The organism is Heyndrickxia faecalis (assembly GCF_040267745.1).
In the GTDB taxonomy this organism is placed as follows: Bacteria; Bacillota; Bacilli; order Bacillales; family Bacillaceae_C; genus Weizmannia; species Weizmannia faecalis.
Map to the genome: position 1 here is coordinate 1451842 of NZ_CP158453.1, position 15583 is coordinate 1467424.

17 protein-coding genes and 1 riboswitch are annotated in these 15583 nt (G+C 47.4%); of the genes, 16 read left to right on the forward strand and 1 reads right to left on the reverse strand.

Features of this window, described 5'->3' with window-relative positions; translation table 11 throughout:
• Window positions 1–27 precede the first annotated feature (27 nt).
• The 6 genes from ABR335_RS06830 to ABR335_RS06855 all read left to right on the forward strand — a co-directional run bounded on the left by ABR335_RS06830 (window position 28) and on the right by ABR335_RS06855 (window position 6673).
• A complete protein-coding gene (locus tag ABR335_RS06830) occupies window positions 28–801 on the forward strand; it encodes an enoyl-CoA hydratase (protein WP_017551106.1) in 774 nt (257 codons plus the stop codon).
• A 62-nt stretch (window positions 802–863) separates the two neighbouring features.
• On the forward strand, window positions 864–1637 hold the full coding sequence (locus ABR335_RS06835) for an electron transfer flavoprotein subunit beta/FixA family protein (protein WP_035184451.1): 774 nt from the start codon (window positions 864–866) through the stop codon (window positions 1635–1637).
• A 30-nt stretch (window positions 1638–1667) separates the two neighbouring features.
• Window positions 1668–2648, forward strand: a complete 981-nt coding sequence (locus ABR335_RS06840) for an electron transfer flavoprotein subunit alpha/FixB family protein (protein ID WP_035184453.1) — start codon at window positions 1668–1670, stop codon at window positions 2646–2648.
• Window positions 2649–2833: 185 nt separating this feature from the next.
• Window positions 2834–3148: a thioredoxin gene (gene trxA / locus ABR335_RS06845; protein ID WP_014097808.1), complete on the forward strand. Its 315-nt coding sequence runs from the start codon at window positions 2834–2836 to the stop codon at window positions 3146–3148.
• Window positions 3149–3253: 105 nt separating this feature from the next.
• Complete coding sequence (gene uvrC / locus ABR335_RS06850) at window positions 3254–5026, forward strand: excinuclease ABC subunit UvrC (RefSeq protein WP_035184458.1); 1773 nt, start codon at window positions 3254–3256, stop codon at window positions 5024–5026.
• A gap of 102 nt (window positions 5027–5128) precedes the next feature.
• Window positions 5129–5306: riboswitch (Lysine riboswitch) on the forward strand.
• A 137-nt stretch (window positions 5307–5443) separates the two neighbouring features.
• A complete protein-coding gene (locus ABR335_RS06855) occupies window positions 5444–6673 on the forward strand; it encodes an aspartate kinase (protein WP_035184460.1) in 1230 nt (409 codons plus the stop codon).
• Between the two features lie 33 nt (window positions 6674–6706).
• Here ABR335_RS06855 and ABR335_RS06860 read toward each other — a convergent pair whose 3' ends face one another.
• Window positions 6707–7171, reverse strand: coding sequence for a YslB family protein (locus tag ABR335_RS06860; protein WP_014097811.1), 465 nt, complete (start codon window positions 7169–7171; stop codon window positions 6707–6709).
• Between the two features lie 428 nt (window positions 7172–7599).
• Here ABR335_RS06860 and ABR335_RS06865 point away from each other — a divergent pair, with 428 nt between their 5' ends.
• The 10 genes from ABR335_RS06865 to ABR335_RS06910 all read left to right on the forward strand — a co-directional run bounded on the left by ABR335_RS06865 (window position 7600) and on the right by ABR335_RS06910 (window position 15578).
• Window positions 7600–8208: a succinate dehydrogenase cytochrome b558 subunit gene (locus ABR335_RS06865; RefSeq protein ID WP_035184462.1), complete on the forward strand. Its 609-nt coding sequence runs from the start codon at window positions 7600–7602 to the stop codon at window positions 8206–8208.
• A 71-nt stretch (window positions 8209–8279) separates the two neighbouring features.
• Window positions 8280–10031 (forward strand): succinate dehydrogenase flavoprotein subunit, encoded by a 1752-nt coding sequence (sdhA, locus tag ABR335_RS06870; protein ID WP_014097813.1) that lies wholly within the window; start codon window positions 8280–8282, stop codon window positions 10029–10031.
• 72 nt (window positions 10032–10103) lie between these two features.
• Window positions 10104–10871: a succinate dehydrogenase iron-sulfur subunit gene (gene sdhB / locus ABR335_RS06875; protein ID WP_014097814.1), complete on the forward strand. Its 768-nt coding sequence runs from the start codon at window positions 10104–10106 to the stop codon at window positions 10869–10871.
• Between the two features lie 97 nt (window positions 10872–10968).
• Complete coding sequence (locus tag ABR335_RS06880; protein ID WP_014097815.1) at window positions 10969–11445, forward strand: acyl-CoA thioesterase; 477 nt, start codon at window positions 10969–10971, stop codon at window positions 11443–11445.
• A 359-nt stretch (window positions 11446–11804) separates the two neighbouring features.
• A complete protein-coding gene (locus ABR335_RS06885) occupies window positions 11805–12029 on the forward strand; it encodes a helix-turn-helix domain-containing protein (protein ID WP_014097816.1) in 225 nt (74 codons plus the stop codon).
• 285 nt (window positions 12030–12314) lie between these two features.
• A complete protein-coding gene (locus tag ABR335_RS06890; protein ID WP_035184465.1) occupies window positions 12315–12500 on the forward strand; it encodes a hypothetical protein in 186 nt (61 codons plus the stop codon).
• A gap of 266 nt (window positions 12501–12766) precedes the next feature.
• Window positions 12767–13066, forward strand: coding sequence for a DUF1648 domain-containing protein (locus tag ABR335_RS06895; protein ID WP_026684041.1), 300 nt, complete (start codon window positions 12767–12769; stop codon window positions 13064–13066).
• 12 nt (window positions 13067–13078) lie between these two features.
• Window positions 13079–14167 (forward strand): DUF2157 domain-containing protein, encoded by a 1089-nt coding sequence (locus tag ABR335_RS06900; RefSeq protein WP_014097818.1) that lies wholly within the window; start codon window positions 13079–13081, stop codon window positions 14165–14167.
• A complete protein-coding gene (locus tag ABR335_RS06905; protein ID WP_035184467.1) occupies window positions 14160–14684 on the forward strand; it encodes a GDYXXLXY domain-containing protein in 525 nt (174 codons plus the stop codon). Before ABR335_RS06900 ends, ABR335_RS06905 begins: the two co-directional genes overlap by 8 nt.
• A 441-nt stretch (window positions 14685–15125) precedes the next feature.
• Entirely contained in the window at window positions 15126–15578 is a 453-nt protein-coding gene (locus ABR335_RS06910; RefSeq protein WP_035184469.1) for a MarR family winged helix-turn-helix transcriptional regulator, read from the forward strand.
• Window positions 15579–15583: the final 5 nt, after the last annotated feature.

The following is a 15583-nucleotide window of genomic DNA, read 5'->3' on the forward strand; positions in this document are numbered from 1 at the left end:
AGCTTTCACAAGGGGGTTTGAGACGGGATGGAATTTATTACGATCAAACGGGAAAATGCGGTCGCCTGCATTGAAATGAACAGGCCGCCTGCCAACGCGCTTGCGCAGGCCCTTTTACAAGAACTTGCGCAAGCGTTTGGCCAGCTTGAAAACGATCCTGAAACCCGGGTCGTGCTCCTTTACGGGAAAGGAAGATTTTTCTCGGCAGGAGCGGATATTAAAGAATTTGTCCAATTAAGGGACTCCGGCGGCTCCGATGCGCTGGCGGTTTCTGGTCAGGAATTGTTCGAAAAAGTGGAAGCGTTCCCGAAACCGGTCATCGCCGCGATCCACGGCGCGGCACTTGGCGGCGGGCTCGAACTTGCGATGGCATGCCATATCCGTCTTGTCACAGAAAATGCAAAACTCGGCCTCCCGGAACTGAGCCTCGGACTCGTGCCGGGTTTTGCCGGAACGCAGCGGCTGCCAAGGTATGTCGGACGCGGCAAAGCGTTTGAAATGCTGTGGACAAGCGAACCGCTGACCGGAACGGAGGCCGTGCAGCAGGGGCTTGCAAACCATGCTTATAAGGAAGAGGAATTGCTCCCGAAAGCAAAGGCGCTGGCTGAAAAAATTGCAAAGAAAAGCCCGCTGGCCCTGAAAGCCTCTATTGAACTCGTCAATTATTCAAAAACAAACGATTACGAAAAAGGCTTGGAGCAGGAATCCGCACGTTTTCTTGAGCTGTTCGGCTCAAAAGATGCAGAGGAAGGCATCAAAGCTTTTATTGAAAAAAGGGAACCGCGTTTTACAGGGGCCTAACATTTTTTGATTTGTATGCGCTTAAAAGATTTTATTTTTTAACGATTTAGGGAGGGAACGGCATGAATATCTTCGTATTATTAAAACGGACTTTTGACACAGAAGAAAAGATTGCGATTGCAAACGGCCGCATCCAGGATGACGGGGCAGAATATATCATCAACCCGTACGATGAATACGCCGTTGAAGAGGCCATCCAGGTACGCGATGCCCAGGGCGGCGAAGTCACGGTTGTCACAGTCGGCAATGAAGATGCGGAAAAGCAATTGCGGACGGCCCTTGCGATGGGTGCGGATAAAGCAGTCCTCATTAATATTGAAGACGATGTGGAAGCAAGCGACCAGGTCACAACGGCAAAAGTGCTCGCCGCTTATTTAAAAGAGCAGGAACCGGATCTCATTATCGGCGGGAATGTCGCCATTGACAACGCTTCCGGACAGGTCGGCCCGCGGGTGGCGGAGTTGCTCGGCATCCCGTATGTAACGACGATTACCAATCTGGAAATTGACGGCGACAAAGCGACGGTCACAAGAGATGTCGAAGGAGATTCCGAAATCATTGAAACGACCCTTCCGCTGCTCGTTACAGCGCAGCAAGGCTTAAATGAGCCGCGGTATCCTTCGCTCCCGGGGATCATGAAAGCGAAGAAAAAACCGCTTGAAGAGCTGGAACTGGATGACCTTGACCTTGAAGAAGAAGACGTGGAGCCAAAAACCAAAACGATCGAGGTTTACCTGCCGCCGAAAAAAGAAGCAGGAAAAGTGCTTGAAGGCGAAATCACCGACCAGGTAAAAGAACTTGTCCAATTATTGCATAATGAAGCAAAAGTGATTTAAGCGAAGAAACCGGAAATGGAGGGGATCAGCATGAGTCGAAAAGTATTAGTAGTGGGGGAAGTCCGTGACGGATCGCTCCGCAATGTATCATATGAAACCATTGCCGCCGGAAAAACGGTAGCAGAAGGCGGGGAAGTGGTCGGCGTTTTGATCGGGGACGCTGTGAAAGATTTGGGGAAAGACATGATTCAATACGGCGCTGACCGTGTTGCCGTGGTGGAAGACGAGAAGCTGAAAAGCTATTCTTCAGACGGTTTTTCCCAAGCATTGCTTGCGGTGATCGAATCTGAAAAGCCGGATGGCATCTTAATCGGCCATACGGCGCTTGGCAAAGACCTGGCCCCGAAAGTAGCGGCTAAATTGGATGCCGGTCTGATTTCGGACGCAACCGCAGTGGAATCAGCCGGGGAACATGTCGTCTTTACCCGCCCGATATACTCCGGCAAAGCGTTTGAGAAAAAGATCATAACAGACGGGATCATCTTTGCAACCATCCGGCCGAACAACATCAGCCCACTTGAAAAAGATGAATCACGCACAGGGGATATCGAAACCGTTGACGCGGGAATTAAAGATTTACGCGCGATCATCAAAGAAGTGGTTCGGAAAGTAAGTGAAGGGGTTGACCTTTCGGAAGCGAAAGTCATCGTTTCAGGCGGCCGCGGCGTGAAAAGCGCGGATGGCTTCAAACCGCTGAAAGAACTTGCCGATGTGCTCGGCGGCGCGGTTGGGGCTTCGCGCGGCGCATGTGACGCTGGCTATTGCGATTATTCTCTGCAAATCGGGCAGACGGGCAAAGTGGTTACACCGGATTTGTATATCGCATGCGGTATTTCCGGTGCCATCCAGCATTTGGCCGGCATGTCCAACTCGAAAGTGATTGTGGCCATTAACAAAGACCCGGAAGCGAACATCTTCAACGTGGCGGATTACGGCATTGTCGGCGACCTGTTCGAAGTGGTCCCGCTTCTCACAGAGGAAATCAAAAAACTGAAAGTCACATCGGCGTAATCCCGGGCCCGGACGAAAAAATTCGTTCCGGGCCTGTTTTCTGTTGGATATTCGTGAAAAAAGGGTATAAAATAATAAAATCATTACTGCTTTTTCCGGACCGGACAAATTGTTCGCAACATATGATAAAGGATGATATACTTATCCCAAGCAGTAATAGTTTGATTTAGGAGGGTTCTTTCAATATGGCAATTACACATGCTACCGACGCGACTTTCGAGCAGGAAGTCAGCCAAGGTTTGGTATTAACGGATTTTTGGGCAACATGGTGTGGTCCGTGCAAAATGATTGCACCGGTACTTGAAGAAATCGATGCTGAAATGGGCGACAAGGTGAAAATCGTCAAAGTAGACGTGGATGAGAATCAGGAAACGACCAGCAAATTCGGCGTCATGAGCATTCCGACCCTTGTTCTCATGAAAGATGGCAAACCGGTCGACAAAGTGATCGGTTACCAGCCGAAAGAAGCTTTGCAAGAATTAGTGAACAAACATTTATAATACAATAAACGCTCGGCTTCAAGCCGTGCGCAAATGCATTTTAAAATCCGGGCCGGCTGTGGTCCGGGTTTTTTACAGAACGCAGGATTTTGAGGTGAAGAGAAATTGAACGAGACGATCCGCAATAAACTTGCCCTCCTGCCCGCCCAACCCGGCTGCTATTTAATGAAAGACAGACAGGGGACCATCATTTATGTCGGGAAGGCCAAAATTTTAAAAAACCGTGTCCGCTCTTACTTTTCCGGTTCGCATGACGCAAAAACGCAGCGGCTTGTCAGCGAGATCGAAGACTTTGAGTATATTGTCACTTCTTCCAATATTGAAGCCCTTATTCTTGAAATTAATTTAATCAAAAAGCATGACCCGAAATACAACATCATGCTGAAAGATGATAAAACATACCCGTATATTAAGCTGACCCATGAACGCCACCCGCGTCTGATCACCACCCGGAAAGTGAAAAAAGATAAAGGCAAATATTTCGGCCCGTATCCGAACGTGCAGGCGGCTAATGAAACAAAAAAGCTGCTGGACCGGTTGTATCCTTTGCGGAAATGCACCAATATGCCGGACCGCGTCTGCCTTTATTACCATTTAGGCCAGTGTCTTGCGCCGTGTGTCAATGAGGTGAAAGAAGAAACATACAAAGAGATCACCGATCAAATTACCCGCTTTTTGAACGGGGGTTACACGGAAATCAAAAAAGAACTGGAAGAAAAAATGCATGAGGCTGCAGAAAAGCTTGAATTTGAGCGGGCAAAAGAATACCGCGACCAGATCGCCAATATTGAAATGACGATGGAAAAACAGAAAATTACAATGACAGATTTTACGGACCGCGACATTTTCGGCTACGCAGTGGATAAAGGCTGGATGTGCGTCCAGGTCTTTTTCATGCGCCAAGGAAAGCTGATCGAACGGGATGTCTCGCTTTTTCCGTCTTACGATGAGCCGGAGGAGGAATTTTTGAGCTATTTGGGGCAGTTTTATGCCAAACCGGAGCATATTAAGCCGAAAGAAGTGCTGATTACGGAAAAAGCAGACCGGGAACTGGCGGAACAACTGCTCGAAATCAAAGTACTCCAGCCGAAAAAAGGCCAGAAACGGGAACTCGTGTTAATGGCCGAGAAAAACGCAAAGATTGCATTGAAGGAAAAATTCGCGTTGATTGAACGGGACGAGGAACGGACGATCAAAGCCGTTGAAAATCTTGGCGAAAAGCTTGGCATCTACACACCGCATCGGATTGAAGCGTTCGATAATTCGAATATCCAGGGGACAAACCCGGTTTCGGCGATGGTCGTGTTTGTGGACGGTAAGCCGGCAAAAAAAGAATACCGCAAATATAAAATCAAAACAGTGGAAGGACCGGATGATTATGAATCGATGCGCGAAGTGATCCGCCGCCGTTACATCCGTGCCCTAAGGGAAAACTTACCGCTTCCGGATCTCATCATCATTGACGGCGGAAAAGGGCAAATTGACGCGGCAAGGGATGTGCTTGAAAATGAGCTCGGGCTTGAGATCCCGATCGGCGGCCTGGCAAAGGATGAGAAGCACAATACATCGCAGCTTTTGTTCGGCAACCCGCTGGAAGTTGTGCCGCTCGGGCGGAACAGCCAGGAATTTTACCTGCTTCAGCGCATCCAGGATGAAGTGCACCGGTTTGCGATTACCTTCCACAGGGAATTGCGTGGAAAATCCGCTTTTCAATCGGCGCTTGACGATATTCCGGGCATCGGGCCGAAACGGAAAAAACAACTGCTCCGCCACTTTGGCTCCTTGAAGAAAATGAAACAAGCAAAGCTGGAAGAATTTGTGGAAGCGGGCATCCCGCGTCCGGTATCCGAAACATTAATCAAAAAATTACAAGAATAACCTGGCAGGGTTTTTCCGTATATGGTATAATCATGATAATTTCATATGGCAGGCTTTGTTTCAGACTTTCGGGTGCGATCATCCCGGCGTCCGGCAAAGCCGTTACATGATAGAGGCGCAAAACTTAAGAGTAAGAAGCGGGAGAAGATTGGGCTTCCGGGATCGTTTCTGAAAGGAAGTTTTGCCGAAGTGAAAATGGCCTCAATGCCGTTTTTGCTGGTTCTGTACTGAAAAAGTCCGGAACTGTCAGGATGAAATGTCTTGGAGCGCTATCTCACAGGAATGACTGCGTACCCGCGTATGCAAAAGCGATGAGATATCCGTTCTCATTGCTTTTTTTAAATGGGCGCCAAGTTGCTTTGCCTTTCACTCTGACAGCCTCATCTTACTTATAAACTGCAGAAGGTGGCGGAGTTATTGGGAATCATTGTTCAGAAATTCGGGGGAACTTCGGTTGGAAATGTGGAAAGGATCCGGAATACGGTCAACCGGATTATTGAAGAAAAGGAAAAGGGCCATGATGTTGTCGTCGTTGTTTCCGCGATGGGCAAAACAACGGACCAGCTTGTCGGGCTTGCAAATGAACTTTCTGCGTATCCTGCAAAACGCGAAATGGATATGCTGCTTTCAACCGGCGAACAGGTGACGATTTCGCTTGTCGCCATGGCACTGATCGCTCGCGGCTACGATGCCGTTTCTTATACCGGATGGCAGGCCGGCATTATAACGGAACCCGTACACGGAAACGCCCGGATCACGGAAATCCGGACTGAAAAAATCAAATCCCGTCTGGCAGCCGGGCAAATTGTAATCGTCGCCGGGTTTCAGGGCATCACCCCGGCAGGCGAAATTGCGACACTCGGCAGGGGCGGCTCGGATACAACGGCAGTGGCGCTTGCAGCAGCGCTTCATGCGGACCGCTGCCTGATCTATACGGATGTCACCGGCGTGTTTACGTCCGACCCACGCTATATTCCGAATGCCCGGAAGCTTAAGGCTGTATCCTATGATGAGATGCTTGAACTGGCGAGTCTCGGGGCGGGCGTTTTGCATGCAAGGGCAGTGGAGTTTGCCAAAAATGCGGCTGTGCCGCTGATCGTTTGTTCGAGCCTTGAAAGGGAGGAAGGCACGTTAATAGAGGAGGAAGTTTCGGTGGAAAAAAATTTAATTGTCCGCGGCGTTGCATTTGAAGATGGCATTACAAGGGTGACCATTTTCGGACTGGAAAACGGCTTCCGCAATTTGCCGGATATTTTTACGACACTGGCGGAACACCATATTGATGTCGATATCATTATCCAGAACCAGACAGCGGACCATAAAACGTATTTATCTTTTTCGATAAAAGATAAAGATTTAAAAGAAACGGCCGATCTTTTGGAAGCCGGGAAAGAAGCCCTCAGTATTGACCATTTTGAAACGGAAACCGGCCTCGCAAAAGTGTCCATCATCGGATCGGGCATGGTTTCCAACCCGGGCGTTGCGGCAAAAATGTTCCAGGTGCTGGCAGATCACGGCATTGCCATTAAAATGATCAGCACGTCCGAAATCAAAGTGTCCACCGTTGTCGATGCAAAAGAAATGGTCCGGGCCGCCCGGTGCCTGCACGAAGCATTTGAACTGGATGCAGTGGAACAAAATATATGAAAATATGAAAAAGCAGGGGAGCCCCCTGCTTTTTCATATTGATTCTCCGGCCGGGTCTTTCGCATCCCACTGCACGGTGATCCGGACTTTTTTTGCTTTTTTCGCAACTTCCTCAACAGCTTCCGTGATCAGTTTTTTCTGCATCTGGTACTGCTCGGCTAAAAAACCGGCTTCAAGCTTGAATGTCGGCTCTTGACCTGCGCCCATATCCAGCTGCCGTTCAATCATCGGCCCGGATAACTCAAATTCGATATGATATTTCTCTTCTTTTTTGATCGATAACGTTCCCCAGCCGGCTTCTTTGAAAAAAGAAACCATTTCTTCATAGGTAAGCAGCTGGAATTTTCTTGCCAAATGTTTTCCGGCCCAGTATAGAATATCCGGTGTTTCCTTGCCGAGTATATCCGGAATTAATATATTACGCAACAGCTCATATCCGAATGCGGGCACCATTAGCTGTTCCGCAACGGTTTGTTCATTTCCGCCAGAAGATTTCACGCAATTCCCCTCTTTCTATATGCTATATTATATACAAAATAAAACCGGACTTAAAAGCATTTTTTGAGTGTACACAAAAATAATGGGAACTTTTTTTCGCCGGCTTCCGCGTCACATGGGGAAATTATGCCGGTTGCGGTAAAATCCGATGAAAAAAGACAAGCCTTGGATAAAAATTCCTTTTTTATGCAAAAGCATATGGCAAAAGAGCTATACTGAAAAAATTTTAAAAAATGGGAGAAAGACTGACAAATATGACAAATAAACGGTATTTTCAGCGCAAATTCATGAATGCGTTTCCTTGACGCGCCCATTTGTCGGGAGTACAATAAAACTGTCACATAATTGTTATAAAATATTTATGCGGGAGGAAGCAATGCAAAATTTGTCTTCTTTGCATAAATTCACACTACAAAGGGGGATACAATGTGGCTGGAAATCGAGAGTTTTATAACCGCAAACTGCATTCTTTGCTGGGTGTTATACCCATCGGCTTATTTTTAGTCATCCACTTGACCGTGAACCACTATGCGGTAAACGGTGCTGCTGCCTTCAATAAAGCAGCCGGTTTTATGGAAAACCTGCCGTTTCTGCTTTTTGTGGAAGTCGTGTTCATTTATTTGCCGCTTTTGTTCCATGCAATTTACGGCTTATATATTTCGTTTACGGCATCGAGCAATGTCGGCACGATGGGCTACTTCCGGAACTGGATGTACCTTTTGCAAAGAATCAGCGGTGTGTTGGTCCTGATCTTTCTCGTATTTCACATCTATGAAACACGCATTCAAATGGCGTTTGGCAAGGAATTGAACTTTGATCTGATGGCAAATCTATTAGCAAATCGTTGGATGCTCGCCTGGTACATAATTGGGACAGTGGCTGCCGTTTTCCACTTTGCCAACGGTCTCTGGTCGTTCCTGGTCAGCTGGGGCATTACACAGTCACGCCGGTCACAGCAAATTTCCACATATGTGATGGTTGTGGTCTTTGTGCTGCTTTCTGTTGTCGGCGTCAGGGCTTTATTAGCATTTGCATAATGAAAAGATTCGAAAAATAGCAGTTTACTGGTTTGTAAGAGGCATCAAGTATGAAGAGGGAGTGAATCAAGTTGGCTAATGGCAAAATCATTGTTGTCGGCGGAGGGCTTGCCGGTTTGATGGCGACTGTAAAAATTGCAGAAGCAGGCCGGCAGGTTGATCTGTTTTCGCTAGTGCCGGTAAAAAGGTCGCACTCTGTTTGCGCACAGGGCGGCATTAACGGCGCTGTCAATACAAAAGGGGAAGGGGATTCGCCATGGATCCACTTTGACGATACGGTATACGGGGGCGACTTCCTTGCCAACCAGCCGCCGGTAAAAGCGATGTGCGAAGCGGCGCCGGGGATTATCCACCTGTTTGACCGGATGGGCGTCATGTTCAACCGCACGCCGGAAGGGCTTTTGGACTTCAGGCGTTTCGGCGGCACCCAGCACCACCGGACAGCATTTGCAGGCGCAACAACCGGTCAGCAGCTTTTATACGCATTGGATGAACAGGTAAGGCGCCATGAAGTGAACGGGCTTGTCACGAAATACGAAGGCTGGGAATTTCTTGGCATTATCAAAGACGATGAAGGCATTTGCCGCGGCATCGTTTCGCAAAACCTGACAACAATGGAAATCAAAGCTTTTCCTGCGGATGCCGTCATTATGGCATCGGGCGGCCTTGGCATTATTTTCGGGAAATCAACCAACTCGATGATCAATACCGGCTCGGCGGCTTCCATTGTATACCAGCAAGGCGCAACGTATGCGAACGGCGAATTTATCCAAATTCACCCGACTGCCATCCCGGGCGATGACAAACTGCGGCTGATGAGTGAATCCGCACGCGGGGAAGGCGGGCGCATCTGGACGTACAAAGACGGCAAACCGTGGTATTTCCTGGAAGAAAAATATCCGGCATACGGGAACCTCGTGCCGCGCGACATTGCAACCCGTGAAATTTTCCATGTCTGCGTGGACTTGAAACTCGGCATTAACGGCGAGAACATGGTTTATCTCGATTTGTCGCACAAAGACCCGCATGAACTGGACGTAAAACTGGGCGGGATTATTGAAATCTATGAAAAATTCGTCGGCGATGACCCGCATAAAGTGCCGATGAAAGTGTTCCCGGCCGTCCACTATTCCATGGGCGGATTATGGGTGGACTATAAACAGCATACGAGCATTCCGGGGCTGTTCGCAGCAGGCGAATGCGACTACTCGATGCACGGCGCGAACCGCTTAGGAGCAAACTCCCTGCTTTCTGCCATTTACGGCGGGATGGTAGCCGGCCCTGAAGCTGTCAACTACATCGACGGGCTTGAAAAGAGCACGGATGCACTGCCGTCAACTGTCTTTGAACGTGCTGTCCAAGAACAGGAGAAAAAATGGAAAGATATTTTGTCGCTTAACGGAACCGAAAATGCCTATGTGCTGCATAAAGAACTGGGCGAATGGATGACAGACAATGTGACAGTTGTCCGTTACAATGATCGTCTGAAGAAAACGGACGAAAAGATTCAGGAATTAATGGAAAGATGGAAAAATATTAATGTTGTAGATACATCGAAATGGAGCAACCAGGCGGCTTCGTTTACACGGCAGCTGTATAATATGCTGCAGCTGGCGCGCGTTATCACGATCGGCGCCCTGAACCGCAATGAAAGCCGCGGCGCCCACTATAAACCTGATTTTCCGGACCGCAACGACGAAGAATGGCTGAAAACGACGATGGCAAATTATGACCCTGTGAACAATGAACCGGTCTTCAGCTATGAAGATGTAGATGTATCGCTGATCAAACCGCGCGTACGCGACTACACGAAGAAGCACTGATTCGGATCGGGCAAAAACGGATTTTTTCCGGCTTTTTCCCGGGTGATTTCATAAGGAAAGAGGAGAATAAGGATGGGTGAACAAAAAACCGTTACATTTATCATACAACGCCAGGATAATCCGGAATCAGAACCATATGACGAAACGTTTGAAGTTCCGTACCGGCCGAATATGAATGTCATTTCGGCCCTGATGGAAATCCGCCGGAATCCGGTCAATGCCAAAGGGGAAAAAACAACACCTGTTGTTTGGGAAATGAACTGTTTGGAAGAAGTTTGCGGTGCCTGTTCCATGGTGATTAACGGCAAACCACGCCAGGCTTGTTCAGCGCTTGTGGACAAACTGCAGCAGCCGATCCGCCTTGCCCCAATGCGGACATTCCCGGTTGTCAGAGATTTGCAAATTGACCGCGGCCGCATGTTTGACTCGCTGAAAAAAGTGAAAGCTTGGATTCCGATTGACGGCACTTACGACTTAGGGGAAGGGCCGCGCATGCCGGAGAAAAAAAGGCAGTGGGCTTATGAACTGGCAAAATGCATGACTTGCGGCGTATGTTTGGAAGCCTGCCCGAATGTCAACAGCCGTTCAAACTTTATCGGGCCAGCGCCGCTTTCGCAAGTACGGTTATTTAATGCGCACCCGACCGGCCATATGAACCGCGATGAACGACTTGAAGCGATCATGGGTGACGGCGGTCTTGCCAATTGCGGCAACTCGCAAAACTGTGTACAAGCCTGCCCGAAAGGTATCCCGCTGACAACATCCATCGCAGCATTAAACCGTGAAACAACCATCTATATGTTTAAAAAATTCTTTGGCAGTGACCATACGGTTGACTAATGCCAAAAGTGCCACATCAAAGCGGAAACAGTAGATGTGGCACTTCTTTTCAAATAAAAAATGAATGGTTGTTCACTCATTAAAAGGAGGTATCCCATTGAAAAAGCACATCTCTTATATTGATGACTGGAACGCCTGGGAAGAAGGATTTTCCTATTATCTCCCGGTCACGGTCCGTTTTTCTGAAACCGATATGTTTGGTCACATGAACAATACGGTTCCGTTTATTTATTTTGAACAAGCGCGGATTGAATTTCTCCAGCAACTCGGGTTTATGGGCGACTGGGCAAAAAAAGGCACCGGCTCCATCCCGGTCGTGGCGGATTTGCAGTGTGATTTTTTACAACAGGTTTTTTTCAATGACAAACTCCGCATTTATGTAAAAGTTTCAAAAATCGGCAACTCGTCCGTCGACTTGCACTACATGGCGAAAAATGAAGCGAATGAAATCTGTTTTACCGGGCGCGGGACAATGGTGCAGATCTCGGTCACAACCGGAAAAGGAATACCGTGGACTGCGGAAGAAAGAGCGAGGTTCGCCGACCCGCAAGCCGCCGTCTCATCCGTCAACTGAATGAAAGTAACCCGCCATAAAAAATAAGCTTAAGTGTTTACGTTGAGGACTGTTTTTTAGCGGAGAAAAGAGCGGCAATACTTGGTATATTTTATTGCTTTTACAACACTTGTTTGCCTGTTTTGCCATCTCCGGCCAGGACATAAATAGAATCTATATCTGCCAGTTTACAATGCCGGATAATGTTTCGTTTGCCTTTCATACAGAAAGGGTTCCGGCATCCGCCCTTTTTTTCGGATTTGTGCTGTTCCTTGCCTCGTCAAGTCACTCCCGGCCGCGCAAGAACATAAGATATCGTGACAACCAAAATACCCATCCCCGCGGTTTAGAGCTGGCGAAGGCAAGGAGGGTTATCATAGTTGAAGGACAACGATTTCACACATAAACCGCTGCTGACAAAAAGAGAAAAAGAAGTATTCGAGCTGTTAGTACAAGACAAGACAACAAAAGAAATCGCGAGCGAATTGTTTATCAGCGAAAAAACAGTTCGAAATCATATTTCCAACGCCATGCAGAAATTGGGAGTCAAGGGGCGCTCGCAAGCTGTTGTTGAATTACTCCGCATGGGGGAATTAAAGCTTTGAAACAAAATCGGCTGCAATGTTGCAGTCGATTTTGTGGTTTAAAGAAGGGATAGAAACGGGATGATTTTTGGACAAAGCGTTTACCCTTTCTGATTCCGTTTTTTACATTGATTGCATATTTTTAGATGAACCTGGAAATCTGCCGGCGGTTTTAGTAAAATGACCACAAGTGCACGTAGCGGAATCGTTTTCAATGGACGTTTGAATGAAGTTCCGATCGAAAATGGATCATGTTAAAAAGGCGGGCCGTTTAAACGCTGGATACCGTATAAGGAAATCACGAGGATGGAGAAACAAATGATGTTTTTACAGGTTTCCGGATGTTATCTTTTTTACAAGCCCGCCTCAATGAGACAGTGTGAAGATTTCTCCAAAGATGCCGGACGATTTGGGCTAAAATCAAACGCCGCTGTGCCCAATTTGCAAATAGACGCCCATACCGCAATGGATGCGCCACAAGCAGAAGAATGAAAGCCAGCCGGCACATATTTTCAGGATATATAGTTGAACTAAACATTACTACTTCTTTATACGTTGCCAGAAGCAATGTCTGTCCTGAACGTCATTGATTTTGGCACGTTTTATGTAGATTAATAAATTTATAGCTGCAAGCATCGCAATTTAACATACGGGCGAATGATATTTTGCCGGCATTTTGTTTCCGGCTTTTCCCGCCTGGAAAAATGATATGAACATTCGCCAAAATACAGTACAATAGCATGAAAGGATGTGAGTTTATGCGGTTTTTTCTCAAAGTGACGGATCCGGCATTTTTGCTTATTTTGATACTGGTTGCCGCGCTTGTATCCCTGATCGGGTTTGCATTTGCACCGGCGATCATTCCGTTCCATTTTAACGGATATTTACGGCCGGACGGATTTATAAATAAGTGGGCCGGTTTTTCCATTTTGCCTGTCGTGATGTGGCTTATCTGGCTACTCTCAAGGAAAGGAGTGTCATACAAAGCGTCACTGTGCATTCTATTTTTATTTATCATCCATGTCTTGCTTGTTCTGTATGCGCTTTTTTCAAAATGAGGGGGAGTCAAAATGAAAAGAAAGATTGGCAGAAAAAACTATGCATGGATGAAAAGCGAGCTTGCTTTTTTTGAAGAAGAAGGGACCATTACGCATACGCAAAAAGACGAGATGCTTGCACAGTATGAGGTTTCCCGGGGGGTGAGCCTTGTCCGCATTCTTGTCATGGTCGGGGCCCTTTTGCTTGGGGCGGGCATTTTCAGCTTTATTGCCAGCAATTGGGTCTATCTTGGCAAAACGGTCAAATTTCTCATCATCCTTGCTGCGATTGCAGGCGTGAACGGAGCGGCTATCAAACTGGAGAACAGCCATCCGAAAACAGCACGCGGCTTGTACTTTCTTGGTGTCCTGTTTTTCGGGGCGGGCATTTTTCTCACCGGGCAAATTTTTAACCTTGGCGGCTCATTCGGCCAGGCATTTTTATGGTGGGGGATTGGATCGCTGCCAATGGCCTATGTGCTGAAAGACAAATGGCTCTCCATTTTTGCCACAGTGCTTTTCCTTTTGTATTTGGATGCTGAAAATACCGGCATCGGGTACTTCGCTGTTCTCATTACCGCACTTTTAGCAGGATTACTTTACTGGATAAATGAAAAAACGGTTGCTTCCCGCCTGCTTCTGTTTTTCGTAAACGCGCTTTCGATTGCCGTGCTGTCCGTATTTCTGTTTAAACTCAGTGCATTCTTTCCCGCATACGGACATTTGGCTGCCTTTCTGCTTCTCTTTGTTGCCGGCTTCGTGATGCTGCGATTGCCGGTTCAGGAAGCGTACAGAGAAGTGATGCGGCTGGAAGGCCATTTACTTCACGGTTTGATGGGCATCCTGCTTACTTTTTCGTCTGTTTGGGAAGGTACGGTTTTTGGCAGCCACTTCAATTTAGCATTTTCAGTTGTGTACTTTCTGCTTGTCCTGTATTTTATCAAAACCGGCAGCCTTACCAATATCTTCATTCTCTGCATTTTTGTGCTGCGTTTTTACCTTGACTTTTCCTACGACTTTTTGCCGAAATCCATTGTTTTCATCATTGGCGGCCTAATTTTTATCGGTTTTGGCTTTTATTTTGAAAAGCAGCGGAAAGAAGGGGGAAACGGCCATGCATGATCTGGTGAAAAGAGGGCTTGCTGCGTTTGTTCCGATTGCCATTTTACTCGGGATGATTGTTTTGCCGTTATATACGGTTGCGGTGGGGGAACCGGTCAAACTGCAAATGGAACCGGTGGACCCGACGGATGCCTTCAGGGGCGATTATATACAGGTGAATCTTGAAGCGGAAACGGTACCGGCCAGCCGTCTGGACCGCAGTGCCATCGAGTATTTTGCGGGCCATAAAGGCGGGGAACTGACCGTGTATGCCCTGCTTAAAAAAGATGAAAAGGGCATTTGCCATGTGAAAAGTGTATCCGCCGAAAATCCGCGGGGCGGAATATATTTAAAAGGGAAGGCTTACGAGTGGGAAGACGATGAGCAAAAAGTGTATATTGATTATCATCTTGATAAATTTTTTGTGCCTCAACATAGCGGGAAAGAAATCGAGCAGGCGGCAACAAAAGGGCGCGCTGCAGCAGTGGTAAAAATTTACCGCGGCCGTGCCGTTATCACGAATCTCGTAACTGAGTGACGGCCTACCCGACCGAATTTCTCTTGCACGTTTTTTCACGCATATAGAAATCCGGTTGGGAAATGCCGGGCAAAAAATCCCCCTGCATCCCGCACCCGGTGCACGTTCGCAACAGCGCCATATGGTTTGAAACGGTGTTGCTTATGCAAGTCTACACCCACATAAATGTCGTTCGCAACAGCGCCATATGGTTTGAAACCGCACCGGGCCGTTTTCTTTTTCAAAAAATAGCGGACCGGAAGCTTGTTCAATATGCAAATTTTACCCGGACAGTGTTTTCACAACCCTATACCGGGCCGCTTTTCCTTCCACAGCTTTACTTGGAAAGCAATGGAACGAAACTATGTAAAAATCTGTCTTGAAATTTCGGGTGAAAAGGGTCAAAATAGCTTATAGTAAAACAGTCATCACCGTATTTTTGAGAGAGGGGCCGCTTTGGACATGGAACAGCAACCATACATACATGATCCGGAAGTTGTAGCACAAATTGAAAAAGATTTGCGTTACATATCCGGCATTGTCAAGCAAAAGGGCCGTGAATTATTAAGCGATTATAAAATCACGCCGCCACAGTTTCTGGCGCTTCAATGGCTTTTTGAGGAAGGCGATATGACGATCGGGGAACTGTCGAACCGAATGTACCTGGCTTTCAGTACAACGACAGACCTGATTGACCGGATGGAAAAAAATGAACTCGTCAGGCGCGTAAAAGATCCGCATGACAGGCGGGTTGTCCGCATCCATTTACTGGAAAAGGGACGAGTATTGATCGACGAAGTGATCCGAAAACGGCAAGCTTACTTGCAGGGTGTGCTGAGCCATTTTTCACCGGATGAACTGGTCAAATTAAAAAACAACTTACTGCAATTGCATCAGGAAATGAAGACAGAATGAGGCGA